Genomic DNA, 15,644 nt, shown 5'->3' on the forward strand with positions numbered 1-15,644 from the left:
GGCGGCGGGGCCGCTGACCTCAAGATAGGCAGGCTCCAGGCTGGATACCAGTGCCCGATACCGCAAGCAAAGGCCCGCCGGGGCAAAGGACTTGCCTTGCGTCCCACACCGCGCTACTGCCGCGCCATGCCGCGTTTTGCTCTCAAAGTCGAATATCATGGGGCGCCCTTTGCCGGCTGGCAAAGGCAAAAGGAACACCCCTCTGTGGAGGGGGCGATCGAGGCTGCGCTGGCGCGACTGGAGCCTGGGGATCACACCATCGCCGCCGCCGGGCGCACCGATGCCGGAGTGCACGGGCTGGGCCAGGTGGCGCATTGCGATCTGCAGAAAGACTGGGATCCCTTCCGCCTGTCAGAAGCGCTGAACTTCCACCTGAAGCCCAATCCGGTCGCCATCACCGCCTGCGCAAGGGTCACCGATGACTGGCACGCGCGGTTCTCGGCGGTCGAGCGGCAATACCTCTTCCGCATCCTGATGCGCCGCGCCCCGGCCACCCATGAGGCAGGCCAGGTCTGGCAGGTGCCGCATGAACTTGATGCCGATGCGATGCAGCAGGCCGCAGATCACCTGATCGGGCACCACGATTTCACCACCTTCCGCTCCACCATCTGCCAGGCCGCCAGCCCGGTCAAAACCCTGGACGAGCTGACGGTGGAGCGGGTCGACGGCTTCACCGGACCGGAAATCCATTTCCACGTGCGCGCCCGCAGCTTTCTGCACAATCAGGTGCGCAGCTTCGTCGGCACGCTGGAACGGGTCGGCGCAGGCAGCTGGTCCGCCGCCGACGTAAAGGCAGCACTTGAAGCCCGCGATCGCGCCGCCTGTGGCCCGGTCTGCCCCGGACATGGCCTCTATCTGGCCCGCGTCGGTTACCCCGATCCGGTCTTTGCCGCCGAATAACCAAAACGCCCCACCATGGCACGAGGGGGCAGGCTCCCGCGCCTTTTCCCTGCATCACAGATGCAAAGCAAAGCCTTGGGCCGGGCGCCGCTAACGCGGCGCGGTTCCGAGCCTCACGCGCCGGGTCAAGGGCGGCCCTGCCGCCGCGCGGCACGCGCGGTTTACCCTTGAGGCGGCATTTCAAACTCACAATCGAAGGCGCGCGTTCAGGGCAGACCTGCCCCTGAACCGCTTCCCCAGCAGCCCTGCGCCGCGCCAGCGGCGCCACGCCCAACTGTGCGGAGCATTCGCAGAATGCTGCAAACAGGCGGGAGAGCCCCTGCCCCACCGCAACCTCAGGCGGGCGGGTGCAGCACCAAAGTCTGCAAGGCGGTTGCGACCGGCCCTTTGGTGTCCTGCAGGACCGACTGCGACATGCCGATGCCGGTGCCGTGCCAATGCGACACGGAATCGGAGGCCAGCCAGTCGCTTTCCGGGGCGCGGTGCACATGCAGGGTCAGGTCGGTGTTCATGAAACCCATCTCGGCCGGACGCGCGTTCCAGGAAATGCCATTGCCGCAATCGGCAAGCGCGCAGAGCGACTGGATCGGCGACTGCTCCTCTCCCTCCAGCAGGGTCGTCGTGCGCATCCACATCGCCTTAGGGCCAGGGCCAAAGCCCGCCCCCGGTGGGTAGGCAACATCCAGAAACTGCCCGAAATAGGGCCTGTCGTGCAGCCCGGCGCCGACGGTGAAATCGCCAGGCGTGGCCTCCTCCAGCCGCAAGGGCGTGACCGGCGCCGTCGGCACCTGCCCCAGATCCTTCTCGACCAGATGCATCGAAGAGGCCCGCACGCAGAGCGTTCCGCCGTCATCGTGGACCGTCACCGAAGTGGTTGCCAGCGTCCGGGTGTGGCGGGTGGTTTCCGCCGCCACCCAAAGCCCCGCCAGCGGCAGAGGGCGCAGGATGTCGAGGGTGAGCCGGGTCAGCATCTTGCCCGGCCCCACCGCCTGCTCTGCCGCCCGCGCCACCAGCCCGGTGACCGGACCGGCGTGGCAATGATCCGGGGACCAGGGCCCCCGGGCCGGGTCATTGCCGACAAAAGCGCCATCGGTGCGCTGGGAAAAGAACGGCGCCGCCGACAGGGCGTTCGGCGACTGCGCCTTTGACATCAGGTTCAGACCTTTTCCTGCGTGTATTTCTTCAGTTCGGTCCGTGCCACCTGACGGCGGTGCACCGCATCCGGCCCATCGGCAAAGCGTAGCGCCCGCTGCCAGGTCCAGCCCATGGCCAGCGGCGTGTCCTGGGAAATGCCCTGACCGCCATGCATCTGCATCGCCTCGTCCAGCACCTTCAGCGCGACGCGCGGGGCAACCACCTTGATCTGCGAGATATGCGGCGCGGCAGCGCGCGCATCGCCCTGATCCATCATCCAGGCGGCCTTGAGGCACAGAAGCCGCGCCATCTCGATCTCCATGCGGCATTCGGCAATGATGTCGTAGTTGGCCCCCAGCTGCGCCAGCTTCTTGCCAAAGGCTTCTTTCTCGAGCGAGCGGCGGCACATCAGCTCCAGCGCCGACTCGGCCTGACCAATCGAGCGCATGCAATGGTGGATACGGCCCGGCCCAAGACGTCCCTGGGCGATCTCGAAGCCGCGTCCTTCACCAACCAGCAGGTTCTCGGCCGGAACGCGCACGTTGGTGAAGCGCAGGTGCATGTGGCCATGGGGCGCATCATCGTGGCCGAAGACCTCCATCGGGCGCAGGATCTCGATGCCCGGCGCATCGGCAGGCACCACGATCATCGAATGGCGCCCGTGCTTGGGCAGATCATCACCGCCGGTGCGCACCATTACGATATAGACCTTGCAGCGCGGATCGCCCGCACCCGAGGCCCAGTATTTTTCACCATTCAAGACATAATCATCGCCATCGCGTACGCAGGACATGTCGATATTGGTGGCATCGGAAGATGCAACTTCCGGCTCGGTCATCAGATAGGCGGAGCGGATTTCCCCCTCCAGAAGCGGCGCCAGCCATTCCTTCTTCATCTTTTCGGTACCGTAGCGCTCGAAGACTTCCATATTGCCGGTATCGGGAGCTGAACAGTTGAACACTTCGGAGCCCAGCGGCGTCTTGCCCATTTCCTCGGCAAAGTGGGCATATTCCACGGTGGTGAGGCCAAAGCCACGGTCGCTGTCGGTCAGCCAGAAGTTCCACAGACCGGCAGCTTTCGCCTTGGCCTTCAGCCCTTCAAGGATCTCGGCCTGACGTTCGGTATAGGCCCAGCGGTCGCCCTTGCCGATCTCAGCCTGGTATTCGGCTTCCAGCGGCATGATCTCATCGCGCACCATCGCTGCGACCCGATCCAGCAGCTTGCGGTTCTCGTCCCGCATCCCAAAATTCATATCCATGACCTTCCTCCCTGCGCCTTTCGCTTTGGCTGAAATCATGGCTTAGTCGCGCGAACGCTGTCCAGCACTGTGACGGAACGTAACAGGCTGACGGTACGGAAGTAACGGAAGGAAACAGAGCGAATGGCACTACTTATCAGCATCGGACATGGCGGCTGGTTCACCGAAGAAGAGCTGGCAGAAGAGCTGCGCGCGCTCAGCCCCGGCGCGGATATCCGCCCGGCCTCAAACCCTGGCAACCTGGATGAGATCACCATGCTGGCCGTTTCTTCGCTGAAAACCGACATCGCCGCACAGCTGCCCAATCTGCAACTGGTGCAGAAACTGGGCGCCGGGGTCGAAACCATCGTCAATCACCCCACCGTGGCGCCGCATGTGCGCGTGGCACGGCTGAAGCCGGAAGAACCCGCGCGCGAAATCGCGGAATACTGCCTCGCCTATATTTTGCGCGAACAGCGCAATCTCCTGCATCACGCGGCGGCGCAGGCCCGGGCTGAATGGGATTCGGTGGCCCCGAAACGCACCCATGTGACAACGGTCGGCGTTCTTGGCCTCGGCCATATCGGCGGGTTGACCGCACGGCTGATGGCGAGCCTTGGCTTTCAGGTTCACGGCTGGAGCCGCTCCCCCAAGGAGATTGAAGGCATCACCTGTCACCACGGCGCAGAGGCACTGCCGCAGATGCTGGGCCAATGCGATTATGTCTGCGCCATCCTGCCCTCGACCGCCGATACGCGCGGGCTGATGGATGCGGAACTGCTGGCGGCGATGAAGCCCGGCGCGGTGCTGATCAATGCCGGGCGCGGCGATCTGATCGACGAGGCCGCCCTGATCGCAGCGCTGGATCGCGGCACGCCCGGTCATGCGGTGCTGGATGTCCTGTGCACGGAACCCCTGCCCCAAGATGATCCGCTGTGGCGCCACCCGCGTGTGACCATCACCCCGCATGTGTCGGGCTGGCATCTGGGGGATGCACTGGGGGATGTGGTGGAGAACCTGCGCCGCCTTGGCACCGGTCAGGCGCTGCTGCACGAGGTGGACCGGGCGCGCGGTTACTGACGCGCCCGGAAACCGGTCTTCAGATCGGGGCGAGGCACTGGAACCCCGACCGTTCATACAGCAGCGGCTCGCCATCGCCGTGGGCGATATCGGTGATCTCACCGATGAATACCGTATGGCTGCCCGCCTCGGTCGCTTCGCGTACCTCGCAGGAAAAACACAATAGCGCAGAGGCAAGGCGTGGCAGGCCGCGGGAGTCCTCCTGCCAATCGCCCTCGGCGAATTTCTCTTCGCCGGTGACCCCGCCCTGCCCCGCGAATTGCAAGGCCAGCAGGCCATCGGGTTTGGCCAGCAAGTTGACATTGAACCGCCCGGTGTCCCGGATCGCGGCGCCAGTGCCGGTGGCGCGGTTGACGCAGACCAGAAGGCTGGGCGGCTCGGCCGAAACCGAACAAACGGCGGTGGCGGTGATGCCCCGACGTTCCCGGCCCGCATCTGGCCCCGACAGGGCGGTGATCACCGTCACCGCCCCCGGGAACCGCGCCATCGCCGAACGGAAGCTGGCTGGATCGACGCTCATGCCCATGCCTCAGGCCGCCTGCAATTGCGACAGATAGGCCTCTGCCGCCTGCGGATCGGCAAACCACGGGAAGAAGTCGCGCGGATCGTCGAACCCGTTGGTGATCCGGTTGGCCAGACGCGGCTCGGCGCAGGCGGTGCCCATGATATTGAGCACATGCGGCGGCGGCGGCAGCAGCATCATGTTGGTCCAGTTCACCACCCATTGCGCATAGTCCCAATAGGCGTTGAAGGTGCCCTGCATCCAGGCCTCGTCAAAGGGCAGATCATCCCGCGCGAGGATCCGGTCCATATAGACCTTGGCCGCCTTGGAGGCGTTGTTGGACCCCTGCCCGGTGATCGGATCGTTGAGACAGACCGCATCGCCGATGCCCAGAACCTTGGCGCCCGAGGGCAGCGTCGCCACCGGTTTGCGCACTGTCGGCGGGAAGCGGCCCGCGAGGATGCCGTTGTCGTCGGTCAGTTCGATATCGGTGCAACGCTCGGCCTCCCAGGGCAGGAAGGTCGACAGGATTTCTTTGGATTTCGCCAGATGCTGTTCGGGGGATTTCACATCGCCCCAGCAATCCATCGGACCACCCGGCACGCCTTCAAACACCATGATCTCGCAAGGGCCGGTGGTGGTCAGCGCCGGGAAGACGAAATATTCGCCAACGCCCGGGATCAGGTTGAAACAGACCGCCGAATGATCGGGGCGCGGGGTCATGCCGGTGACATAGGTCAGCGCCAGCGCGCGCATCGGCTTGTCATAGGGGGATTTTTCCGCGTCGCGTTCGAACAGCCGACCCACGTCGCCCTTACCCGAGGCGACCAGCACTAGATCGTCTTCACGCGCATAAAGCTCCAGATCGCTGATGCCGGCTTCCTTGATGACCAGCTGGCCGCCGAGGCGTTCGAACTCCTCCAGCCAGACCGGGATCTTGACCCGCTGGTCCACCGAATAGGCAAAGCGGTCCAGCCGCCCGGTCCAATCGATTGCCTTGGCGCCTGCCTCTTCGGGGTGCGGCACGGCAAAGGAAATGCCTTCGACCGGGGGGCACTGGTCCTCGGTCCAGAAATCGATACCGAGATCGCGCTCGTTCTGTACCGATTCGCCGAACATGCACTGGCTGGACATGACGCGGCCGGTCTTGATGTCTTCGGCGGTGCGGTTCTGCACGATGCGGACCTTGTAGCCCTGTTTCAACAGACCAAGCCCCAGTTGCAGTCCGGACTGGCCGCCACCGATGATGGTGATCTTTCTCATGGTTGTTACTCCCTGTCGGTTTGTTTTTGTGCGCAGGCTCAGGCCATCAGCTGGGCGATGGCTTCTTCGTCGCGTTCCGGCCCCATCGCGGTATAGCCCCCGTCGACGCGGATATCGGTGCCGGTGATGAAGCCCGCCTCGTCCGAGCAGAGGAACAGCACCGAATTGGCGACTTCCTCGGGGTTGCCGGTGCGCCCCAGCAGGTGGAACGGCTTGGCCACGCTGTCGGTTTTCTCCCGGTCGCCGCCGGTCAGCTCATCCATGATGTTGGACCAGGTCCAGCCGGGGCTGACCGCGTTGACGCGGATGCCATCGGGCGCCAGATCCATCGCCTGGTTGCGCGTCAGCTGCAGGATTGCCGCCTTGGAGACCGGATAGAGCCAGCGACCCTTTTGCGCGACGCGCGCCGAGATCGAGCCGAAATTGACAATGGCGCCGCGGTTCTTGGCCAGTTCTTCGCGCGCGGCCTGCATCAGCATGACCGAGCCGACGATGTTCACATCAAGGCTTTCCAGCCACTCCGCCCGGGTCGATTCCGCGCCGTTGTCGAGGTAGGAACAGGCCACGTTGACCAGAAAGTCGATGCGCCCGAATTCTTTCTTGGTGGCCGCGACCAGCGCCGCGATGTCATCGTCCTCGCGCAGGTTGGTCTTGCAAAAGGCAATACCATCGCCCACCAGCGCCTGACCTGCCTCTTCATTGATGTCGGCGATCATTACCTTTGTGCCCGCGGCGCGGAACGCCTGTGCGATGGCTGCGCCGATCTTGGTGGCGCCGCCTGGAATGATGGCAACCTTGCCGTCCAGTCCCTTCATCTGTCATATCCCTGTCGTGCTGTTGTGGTTCTTGTGCAGTTGTGAAAGACAGGTTTCCCGCCGCATCGGTCTCCGGCTATCCGATAGGCGCAGCCATTATCCAAAAAACGAAGAAATCTGCGTCGCCCTAGGTGGAATGGCGGAACCCGTGCTATGCAGGGGCAGGTTCAACAGGACGACAGATGCCAGGCCCGCAGGAGACATTCCGGGAACCGGCAGTACCGCTTGCGCGGTTTGCGCGGTTCCGCACCCACGATCTGGACGAGGCCCGGGAGGCCGTCGGCCGCATTTTCTGTCCGCATCAGCTCAATACCATCGGCAAGGCGCCATTCCAGGCGCGGCATCACCATGTGCCAGGGGAGCGCGTGTCGCTGAACTACATCGAATATGGCGCCAAGACGCAGATCGCACCGGGATGTCTGGATCAGTTCTATCTGGTGCAGATCCCGGTCAGCGGCAGCGCCGCCATCGTCAATGGCACCGATCGCTATACCAGCGATGCGGGGCGGGCGGCGGTGCTGAACCCACACCGGGAAACCACGATGATCTGGGAGGAAGGCTGCAAACAGCTGCTGTTGCAGATCAGCCGCCGGGCGCTGACGGCCCACGCCAATGCCAATCTCGGCCTCACCACCGATCAACCCATCGCATTCGAAGGGGCGCTGGATCTGACCAGCGCCGCCGGGACCCGGCTGCTGCGTCTGGTGCATCTTCTGGTGGCGGATGCGGAACAGGCGCGGGATCCTGCCCTGCCCCCCAGCGCCCCATTCCCTGCCCCGTCCGCCGTTTTGGCAAATCCCAGCCCGCTGCTGACGCATTACATGGAAAACACGGTGATGACCGGCCTGCTGGAGGCGCACCGGCACAACTATTCCGGCCAGCTGCGGCGGGTGACCTCTTCGGTCATTCCCGGCCATGTGCGCCGGGCGCAGGCCTATATGCTGGCCAACCTCGACCGCCCGCTGGATATCGACGAGATCGCCGCCTATGCCGGGGTCAGCGCGCGCAACCTGCAACTGGGGTTCAAACGCTTCCTGTCGATGGCGCCCATGGCCTATCTGCGTGACATCCGCCTGCAGCGGGCACACGAGGATCTGCTGCAGGGGCGGCGCGAGGCCAGCGTCACCGAAGTGGCCGAACGCTGGGGCATGACCCATCTCGGGCGGTTCTCACAATACTACAAGACACGCTATGGATGTACCCCACAGGAAACGCTGAAGAACGCCCGCGACCGCGACTTTCTCGGCTGAATTTCCACCCCTTTCCCGTTTTCCATTGGATTTCTGCAGGTTTGAGGCTGAAGCCCTCCGCCTGCACCCTCAGTGCTGCGATGCAGCAACTGACCTTGCGTCAGCCGCCTGCGCCAATCGACACAAGAATCCTGTTGCCTTTCTCCCCATGATCAGCCAAGAATTTCCCTATATCGGAACTTAATTCTACATAGTGGAATATCTCTGGGAGGAGACCGTCATGAATACCCCGTTTAAATCACGCCTGAAATCCGCCCTGCTGCCCGCTGCGCTGATGGCCTTTGCCGGCGTTGCTTCGGCGCAGACCACCCTGATCCACGGCGAGGCCGGCCCGAATCGCGGCGCCCGTGCCGCCGCGCTGCAATGGTTCGCCGATACCGTCGGCGAGACCTCGGGCGGCGATCTGAAGGTGGACGTGCAATGGGGCGGCGCCCTGTTCAAGGCCAATGCCGCCGTGCAATCCATCGGTGACGGCGTTGCTGACCTCGGCACCGTGATCGCAGTCTACTACCCGCAGGAAATGCAGTCCTATGGCATCGCGGATCTGCCGCTCGACAACCCCGACGCCTGGGTCGGCATGCGCGCCACGGATGAACTGATGCGCTCTTCCCCGGTGATTGCCGAGGATCTGGCCAAGAAGAACCTCGTTTACATCGGCACCTTCACCACCTCCGCCGTGCACATCGGCTGCACCGGCGATGCGATCCGTTCGGTCGAAGACATCAAGGACCGCAAGATCCGCGGCACCGGCGCTTATGGCAAGGTCTTCGGCGAGCTTGGCGGCAACATGGTCAACATGAGCATCTACAAGGCCTACCAAGGTCTGGACACCGGTCTGCTGGAATGCTCGCAAGGTTATTCCTACGCTGTCACCGCCCTGAAACAGCAGGAAGTCATGGACAACTACACCCTGCTGAACTGGGGTCAGGTCGGCGGTCTTGGTATCCTGATGAACAAGGACGTCTTTGACAGCCTTTCCGAAGACCAGCAGCAGGTCCTGCTGGATGCCGGTCGCGGCATGGCGGATGAATTCGGTCGTCTGATCACCACCGCGAACGATGCTGCCATCGAAACCATGAAGGAAAAGGGTATCGAGGTCTTCACCCTGCCCGAGGAAGAGCGTGCCAAGCTGGTCGCCGCCGGTACCAAGCACATCGACGCCTGGGTTGAGCAGATGAACGCATCCGGCATGGATGGTGCGGCCCTCCTGGAGGAATACCGCGGCCTGATCGCCAAATACACCGAAGAGCGTGACAGCAAGGGTTACCCCTGGACCCGCTAAACCGTAGGTCCCGCCTCCTCATGACTGGTGGCAACACCACACCGGGACCAACGACTGCGGGGGCGGGCCTCTTGCCGCCCCCGCTTTTTCTCCTGCAATGCCTGACCCACACGAGGCTCTGATGCTGAAAGCACTGGAAACTTTCCTGCTGAACCTTGCGGTGGCAACCGTCATCGCCCTGGGGCTGATGATCACCGCCAGCGTATTTTCGCGGGCCATATTCAACGTGGCCCTGCCCGACACGATCGTCATCGTGCGCGAACTGATGGTCGCCGCCATCGTGCTGCCGCTGGCCGCTGCCACCCTGGCGCGCAGCCACGTAGCGGTCGAATTCCTCGCCAACCGCCTGCCGCCCCGGGCACAGGCCTGGCTGGCGGTCTTCGGCTCGATCGTAGGTCTCTTTGCCCTGATGCCGCTGATCTATGCCGGCGGGCGCGAATTTGCCCATAACTTTACCTCGGGCGGGTTTTTCTACGGCGATCTGGAACTGCCGAAATGGCCCGGCCGCCTGATTTTCCTGATCGGGATTTCCCTGTGCTGGCTGCGCCTTCTGGTGCTGGTGGTGCAGGACATCCGCGCCATCCGCGCGGGCGATTACAGCTTTGCCGACACACATGCCGAGGGACTGGACTGATGGACGCCTCTACGATTGGGCTGATTGCCTTTGCCGCCGTTCTGATCCTGCTGGCGCTGCGGGTGCCGATCAGCTTCACCCTTGCCGCTGTTGCGGCCGTCGGCACCTTCTGCATCTTCGCCTTCCGCACCGGCACCTTCATGCCAGAACGCGCCATCCGGGCGACCACCTCAATGGTGTTCTCCAACTCCTTCGACCTTATTCACTCCTACGATCTGTCGATGATACCGTTGTTCATCGCGCTGGGGCATATCGCCTATAAGGCCGATATCACCACGCGGATCTACCACGCAGCGCGGGTCTGGCTGTCGGCGGTGCCCGGCGGCGTTGCCATGGCCTCGGTTATGGGCTGCGGCGGCTTTTCCGCGATCACCGGATCCTCGATTGCCTGCGCTTCGACCATGGGCCGGATCTGCACGCCGGAAATGCTGCGCATGGGCTATGACAACCGCCTGGCCACCGCATCGGTCGCAGCGGGCGGCACCCTGGGATCCCTGATCCCGCCCAGCGTTCTGTTCATCATCTACGGCATCTTCACCGAAACCTCGATCAACCGGCTGTTCGTCGCTGGCATCCTGCCCGGTCTTCTGACCCTCGCCGGTTTCGTTCTGGTGATCTTTATCTGGGTCAAACGCGACCCGGCGGCCGCCCCGGTGGACACGGCCGAGATTTCTTATGCCGACAGGTTCCGCGCCGCGGCACTGGCCTGGCCTGCCTTCGTGCTGTTCATCGTCATCATCGGCGGCATCTACGGCGGCATCTTCACCGCGACCGAGGCAGCAGCTGTCTGTCTCAGCCTTGCGGTGCTGATTGGTGTGCTGCAGCGCAAGCTGACCCTGACCTCGATCTGGGAGGCCTTCCGCGAAACCTGCCTGCAGACCGCGTCGATCTTCTTCATCGCCGCTGGCGCCAAGATCTTTGTCGCCTTCGTGGCGCTGACTGGCGTCGCCCCCGCGATTGTCGATGTGGTGACCCAGGCCGAGCTGTCGGTGTTCTGGCTGCTGCTGTCGATTGCGCTGATCTACCTTTTGCTGGGCATGTTCCTTGATCCCATCGGGATCATGGTTCTGACCCTGCCGCTGGTGGTGCCGTTGGTGGAAACCTACGGGATGGACCTGATCTGGTTCGGCGTCGTGATCATCAAGCTGTTGGAAATCGGCCTGATCACCCCGCCGGTGGGTCTCAACGTCTTTGTCATCGCCAATGTGGTGGGCAAGGACGCGCCGATCGACCGGATCTTTGCCGGAATCGCACGGTTTCTGTCCGTCGACGTCATTGTCCTGATCCTTCTGATGGCCTTTCCCGCGATTTCGTTGCTTCTACCGAACTCGATGATGTAATCCGGTCTGAAGCAAAACATGACGGGATTGACACATATGGCCAAGGAAGCTCCGACGGATCGCCGGTTTGCAACCACCCTGGCGCGCGGGATGAGTGTTCTGCGCGCCTTCAGGCCCAGCGATGACGGGCTCAGCAATCAGGAACTGTCCGAGCGCACCGGTCTGCCGAAATCCACCGTGTCGCGGCTGACCTTCACCCTGCAGGCGCTTGGCTACCTGTCGCATGGGCACCGGCATGACCGGTATCGCCCCGGCCCGGCCCTGCTGGCCCTTGGCAATGTAGCGGCGGCTTCGGTGTCCTTTGTGGACACGGCCACCGACATCATGCAGCCGCTGGCGGATGAAACCGGCACCCTGGTTCTGATCGGGGTGCGAGACGATCAGAAGATCCTGCTGACCAAGACCTGGCGCCCGCATCAGGCGTCATCGATCTGGCTGGAGGTCGGTCACCGTATCCCGCTGACGCATTCCTCCTCGGGACAGGCGCAACTCGCGGCCCAGTCGGATAGGGAATTCGCCAGCTACGTCGACACCTATGGCGAAATGGTCGAGGATTCCGACGTCACCGTAGCCAGCCTGCGCGAGGATGCCTATTCGCAGCTGGTCGCCCGGGGCTTCGTGATTGCCGGGCACGGGCTACGCTATGCCAGTACGGTCAACGCGGTTTCCGTTCCCTTCCGCAGCCATGAATTCGACGAGCCCGTAGTCTTCACCTGCGGCGCCACCCCCGAGATGCTGACGGTCGAGCGGATGGAGAACGAAGTGGGACCGAAACTGCAGGCCGCCGTGCGTACGCTAGAGCGAATGACAGGCAAAAGCCCGGCGCTTGTCCAACGCGGATAATTCCGCATATCGGAATTGCATTTTAATTATTGAAATGATCGACGGCCCTGCTAAGGTGCCGCAAAATCGGCTGCGCGCGCCCGTGTTGTGCCCGCGACCGGCGCAGTCCAGCCCCCGCAGACCAAGGAGCCTTCAATGTCCACTGACGACCTGATCATCCATTCCGAAACCGGCCCGCAGCGCCTGATCGGCTATGTTCTGGACGTCAGCAACAGCGCAGGTGATGGCGGCGCGCGCTGCTGGCTGGACCTCAACGAAACGCACCTGAACCGCCACGGAGTTCTGCACGGCGGCATCGCCACCACGCTGCTGGACAGCGCCAGCGGCGCCACCGGCTCGATGAGCGTCGATCCCACGGGACGCGCGCCGTTTCTGACCATCTCCCTGACCACCCAGTTCATCGCCCCCGCCTATGCCGGACGGGTTACCGCAACCGGGCAGATCACCGGCGGCGGGCGCAGCACCCTGTTCATCGCCGGGCGGCTGGAGGCAGAAGACGGCACCCTGATCGCCACCTCGAACGGGGTATTTCGCCGGGTTCCCACCGACCGGCTGAACGGCGGCTCTGCTGCTAAAGACTGACCCGCGCGCACCGCTCCTGACACTCACTTTTGACCCCGGACCCAGCCCATGACCAACTATACCCGCATCCACGAAACCGTTGAGCATTGGGCCGTGACCTCTCCCGAGGCGCTGGCTCTTATTGATTTCGACGGGCGCCCGCTGAGCTATGCCGAATTGCAGCAGGCCAGCAAGGACGCCGAGGCGGATCTGCGCACCGAAGGCGTGGCGCCAGGGGACCGGGTTTTGATCGTGTCGGAAAACGCGGCGGCGACTGTGGCTTTCCTGTTTGCCTGCAGCCGGATCGGCGCCTGGGCGGTGCCGGTCAATGCCCGGATGAGCGCGGATGAAATCACCCGCGTCACCTCCCATGCCACACCGCGCGTGATCGTCCTGACCACCGCCTCGTCAAAGGACGCCGCCGCCCATGCGCTCCGGCTGGAGGCACAAAGCCGTTATGGACTTTATGGTCAGGTGGCCATTGCCGTGGCTGGTCCCAGCGCGCCGGAACCGGTTCAGGACGGGCCGGAGCAGATCGCGGTCATGCTCTATACCACCGGCACCACCGGCGACCCCAAGGGCGTGATGCTCAGCCACGCAAACCTGCTGTTTGCCGGGCAGGCCTCGGCCAATCTGCGCGGGATCAAGCCCGGCGATCAGGTCTATGGCGGACTGCCTGTCACCCATGTCTTTGGTCTGGCCTCGATGATCGTCGCCTCGGCCCGCGCCGGGGCTGCGGTGCGGCTGCAGGCCCGCTTCACGCCCGCCGCTCTTTATGAGGCGCTGCAGGATGGCGTCACCGTGCTGCCCGCCGTGCCTCAGATGCACGCCCTGCTGATGCAATACGCCCGCGAACAGGGCGTCAGCAAACTTGAAGGCAGCAAGCTGCGCTATGTCTCTTCCGGGGCGGCGCCGCTGGACCCGGCCTGGAAACGCAACGCCGAGGCCTTTTACGGTCTGGCGCTGCAGAACGGCTATGGCATGACCGAATGCACCGCCGGCTTGTCGGCCACCACCAATCTGATCGGCGATCCCGACACCAGCGTCGGCACCGCCCTGCCCGGTACCGAGGCCCGCATCAAGGACGGCGCCGAAACCGGCGAGATCGAGGCCCGTGGCCCGCATGTCATGGTCGGCTATTACCGCAACCCCGAGGCCACCCGCGCCACCATCGACGCGGATGGCTGGCTCAGCACAGGTGACATCGGCCGGTTCGATGAACAGGGCCGGTTGCATATCGTCGGGCGCAGCAAGGAAATCATCATCCGCTCAGGCTTCAACGTCTACCCGCAAGAGGTTGAGGCAGCCCTGAACGATCACCCCGCCGTGGTACAAAGCGCCGTGGTGGGCCGCGCGGCGGATGGCAATGAAGAGGTGCTGGCCTTTGTGCAGGTGGCCGATCTTGCTGCCACCGATGAGGCCACGCTGAAGGCGCATGTGGCCGAGCGGCTGTCGGGCTACAAACGTCCCTCGCGAGTGGTACTGACCCTGCAGCTGCCTGCTGCCCCGACGGGTAAGATCCTGAAGCACAAGCTGATCGAAACCTTCGCAGCGGATCTGGACTGAGCCGCCACTGCGGTCAGCCCAGCATGGTTCAACTCTGATCCGGGCGCGGCGCGATTGCGCTGCCGTCCGAGATCAGGTCCGAAGGGTGCAGGATGACCTGATCACCGGGGGAGAGCCCCTCCAGCACCTCGGCGCTGCGGTCGTTGCGGCGGCCCAGCCTCACAGCTTTGCGCCGGGCGATGCCCGCCTCATTGACAAAGACCGCCCAGCCTGCGCCCTGACGGAATACCGCGCTCAGCGGCACCGACAGAACATCCGTCCCTTCCCATTCGACGATCCGCAGGAAGACGGCATAGCCATCGCCCATGCCCGCGTAGTCTTCGGGCGCAGAGGTCAGGTCGAGGATCACATCGACCCGCTGTTCCTCGATCCCGAGGGCGGAGACCTTGGTATAGGCTGCCGGTTCGATGCGCCGCACCCGCGCTTCCAGCAGCGCATCGCGGCCCCAGCGTTCCACGATGGCCCGGTCGCCTTCCTTCAGCCGCACAGCATCGCTGGACAGAAGATCGGCAACGATCTCCAGATCCTCGGGGTCCCCGATGGAGATCAGCCGGGTTCCGGCCAGGACGGTCTGTTCGCTCAGCACATCGACGGTCAGCACCTGCCCCGACATCGGCGCGGTCACGGTCAGGCAGCAGGTCTGGCCCGCCTCGGCGGCGCCGGGTTCGATCAGCGCAGCGCGGGCGCGATCCAGCGTGCCCTTGGCCATTTCCAGCGCCGACACTGCCGCCGTCATCGCCGCCCGGTCGATATGCAGCTTCTGTTCGAGCTCCTCCAGCCGGGTGCGGGAGACCACGCCGCGCTGCACCAGCGTATCTGCGCGGCGGAATTCGCTTTCCGACAGAGTCAACGTTTCCGAGGCCTGGCGCATCTTGCTGCGCGCCACCGCCAGTCCTGCCTCGGCCTCGCGCACGGCGGCCTCGGCTTCGGCCTGGCTGCGCGCATCGAGCAGATTTGCGGCGGCGGGCGTCAGCACAGCCACCACGGTTTCCCCGGCCACGACACTATCGCCCACCCGCACCGGCGCGCGCTGCGCGGTGCCAGTGATCGGCGCCGCGACATCGTAGATTTCGCGGATGCGGGTCTTGCCATCGGCATTGACCGTCACCTGCAAAGGCTCGGTGCCGATCTGGTGCAGATCCACCGCCACCGGATCGGTCCGCATGGCGACAAAGGCCAAGGTTCCGGCAACCAGCGCCGCCCCTGCGGCCATGACAACGGTTCGTGTTCTCAGCAT

Annotated in this window: 15 protein-coding genes; 9 read left to right on the forward strand and 6 right to left on the reverse strand. The window is 64.1% G+C overall.

All coding sequences use genetic code 11. The features are described 5' to 3' along the window. Positions 1 to 126 precede the first annotated feature (126 nt). Entirely contained in the window at positions 127 to 900 is a 774-nt protein-coding gene (gene truA, locus AC5SSZ_RS18115) for a tRNA pseudouridine(38-40) synthase TruA (protein WP_495440319.1), read from the forward strand. A 335-nt stretch (positions 901 to 1,235) separates the two neighbouring features. On the opposite strand, the gene AC5SSZ_RS18120 is transcribed toward truA, so the two are convergent. Both AC5SSZ_RS18120 and AC5SSZ_RS18125 read right to left on the reverse strand, forming a co-directional pair. Continuing rightward, complete coding sequence (locus AC5SSZ_RS18120; protein ID WP_370570704.1) at positions 1,236 to 2,051, reverse strand: thioesterase family protein; 816 nt, start codon at positions 2,049 to 2,051, stop codon at positions 1,236 to 1,238. A gap of 5 nt (positions 2,052 to 2,056) precedes the next feature. Further along, positions 2,057 to 3,292, reverse strand: a complete 1,236-nt coding sequence (locus AC5SSZ_RS18125; protein ID WP_274831336.1) for an acyl-CoA dehydrogenase family protein — start codon at positions 3,290 to 3,292, stop codon at positions 2,057 to 2,059. Positions 3,293 to 3,415: 123 nt separating this feature from the next. On the opposite strand from AC5SSZ_RS18125, the gene AC5SSZ_RS18130 reads away from it, so the two are divergent. Further along, entirely contained in the window at positions 3,416 to 4,351 is a 936-nt protein-coding gene (locus tag AC5SSZ_RS18130; protein WP_368998664.1) for a 2-hydroxyacid dehydrogenase, read from the forward strand. Between the two features lie 19 nt (positions 4,352 to 4,370). Here the strand turns inward: AC5SSZ_RS18130 and AC5SSZ_RS18135 are convergent, their stop codons facing one another. The 3 genes from AC5SSZ_RS18135 to AC5SSZ_RS18145 are packed head-to-tail and all read right to left on the reverse strand — an operon-like array spanning position 4,371 to position 6,931. Next, complete coding sequence (locus AC5SSZ_RS18135) at positions 4,371 to 4,871, reverse strand: flavin reductase family protein (protein ID WP_274827701.1); 501 nt, start codon at positions 4,869 to 4,871, stop codon at positions 4,371 to 4,373. Positions 4,872 to 4,880: 9 nt separating this feature from the next. After that, the gene (locus AC5SSZ_RS18140) at positions 4,881 to 6,116 is read right to left on the reverse strand and encodes a styrene monooxygenase/indole monooxygenase family protein (RefSeq protein WP_274831339.1); all 1,236 of its coding nucleotides are present in this window, start codon (positions 6,114 to 6,116) and stop codon (positions 4,881 to 4,883) included. A 38-nt stretch (positions 6,117 to 6,154) separates the two neighbouring features. After that, entirely contained in the window at positions 6,155 to 6,931 is a 777-nt protein-coding gene (locus AC5SSZ_RS18145) for an SDR family oxidoreductase (RefSeq protein ID WP_274837620.1), read from the reverse strand. A gap of 182 nt (positions 6,932 to 7,113) precedes the next feature. Here AC5SSZ_RS18145 and AC5SSZ_RS18150 point away from each other — a divergent pair, with 182 nt between their 5' ends. The 7 genes from AC5SSZ_RS18150 (at position 7,114) to AC5SSZ_RS18180 (ending at position 14,407) form a co-directional block, all read left to right on the forward strand. After that, positions 7,114 to 8,181, forward strand: a complete 1,068-nt coding sequence (locus tag AC5SSZ_RS18150; protein ID WP_495439228.1) for an AraC family transcriptional regulator — start codon at positions 7,114 to 7,116, stop codon at positions 8,179 to 8,181. Between the two features lie 220 nt (positions 8,182 to 8,401). After that, positions 8,402 to 9,463, forward strand: coding sequence for a C4-dicarboxylate TRAP transporter substrate-binding protein (locus AC5SSZ_RS18155; RefSeq protein WP_065273719.1), 1,062 nt, complete (start codon positions 8,402 to 8,404; stop codon positions 9,461 to 9,463). A gap of 121 nt (positions 9,464 to 9,584) precedes the next feature. Then, entirely contained in the window at positions 9,585 to 10,097 is a 513-nt protein-coding gene (locus AC5SSZ_RS18160) for a TRAP transporter small permease (protein WP_495439231.1), read from the forward strand. Continuing rightward, a complete protein-coding gene (locus AC5SSZ_RS18165) occupies positions 10,097 to 11,437 on the forward strand; it encodes a TRAP transporter large permease (protein WP_065272635.1) in 1,341 nt (446 codons plus the stop codon). The genes AC5SSZ_RS18160 and AC5SSZ_RS18165 overlap by 1 nt, the downstream gene beginning before the upstream one ends. An 18-nt stretch (positions 11,438 to 11,455) precedes the next feature. Beyond that, complete coding sequence (locus AC5SSZ_RS18170) at positions 11,456 to 12,280, forward strand: IclR family transcriptional regulator (RefSeq protein ID WP_237028378.1); 825 nt, start codon at positions 11,456 to 11,458, stop codon at positions 12,278 to 12,280. A 135-nt stretch (positions 12,281 to 12,415) separates the two neighbouring features. After that, positions 12,416 to 12,862 carry a PaaI family thioesterase gene (locus AC5SSZ_RS18175; protein ID WP_274837617.1) on the forward strand — a complete coding sequence of 149 codons (447 nt, stop codon included), beginning with the start codon at positions 12,416 to 12,418 and terminating at the stop codon, positions 12,860 to 12,862. A gap of 48 nt (positions 12,863 to 12,910) precedes the next feature. Next, positions 12,911 to 14,407: a class I adenylate-forming enzyme family protein gene (locus tag AC5SSZ_RS18180; RefSeq protein WP_495439235.1), complete on the forward strand. Its 1,497-nt coding sequence runs from the start codon at positions 12,911 to 12,913 to the stop codon at positions 14,405 to 14,407. Positions 14,408 to 14,435: 28 nt separating this feature from the next. Here AC5SSZ_RS18180 and AC5SSZ_RS18185 read toward each other — a convergent pair whose 3' ends face one another. Continuing rightward, positions 14,436 to 15,644, reverse strand: coding sequence for an efflux RND transporter periplasmic adaptor subunit (locus tag AC5SSZ_RS18185; protein WP_495439237.1), 1,209 nt, complete (start codon positions 15,642 to 15,644; stop codon positions 14,436 to 14,438).

This window comes from Phaeobacter sp. CC-HEC084, assembly GCF_059429255.1.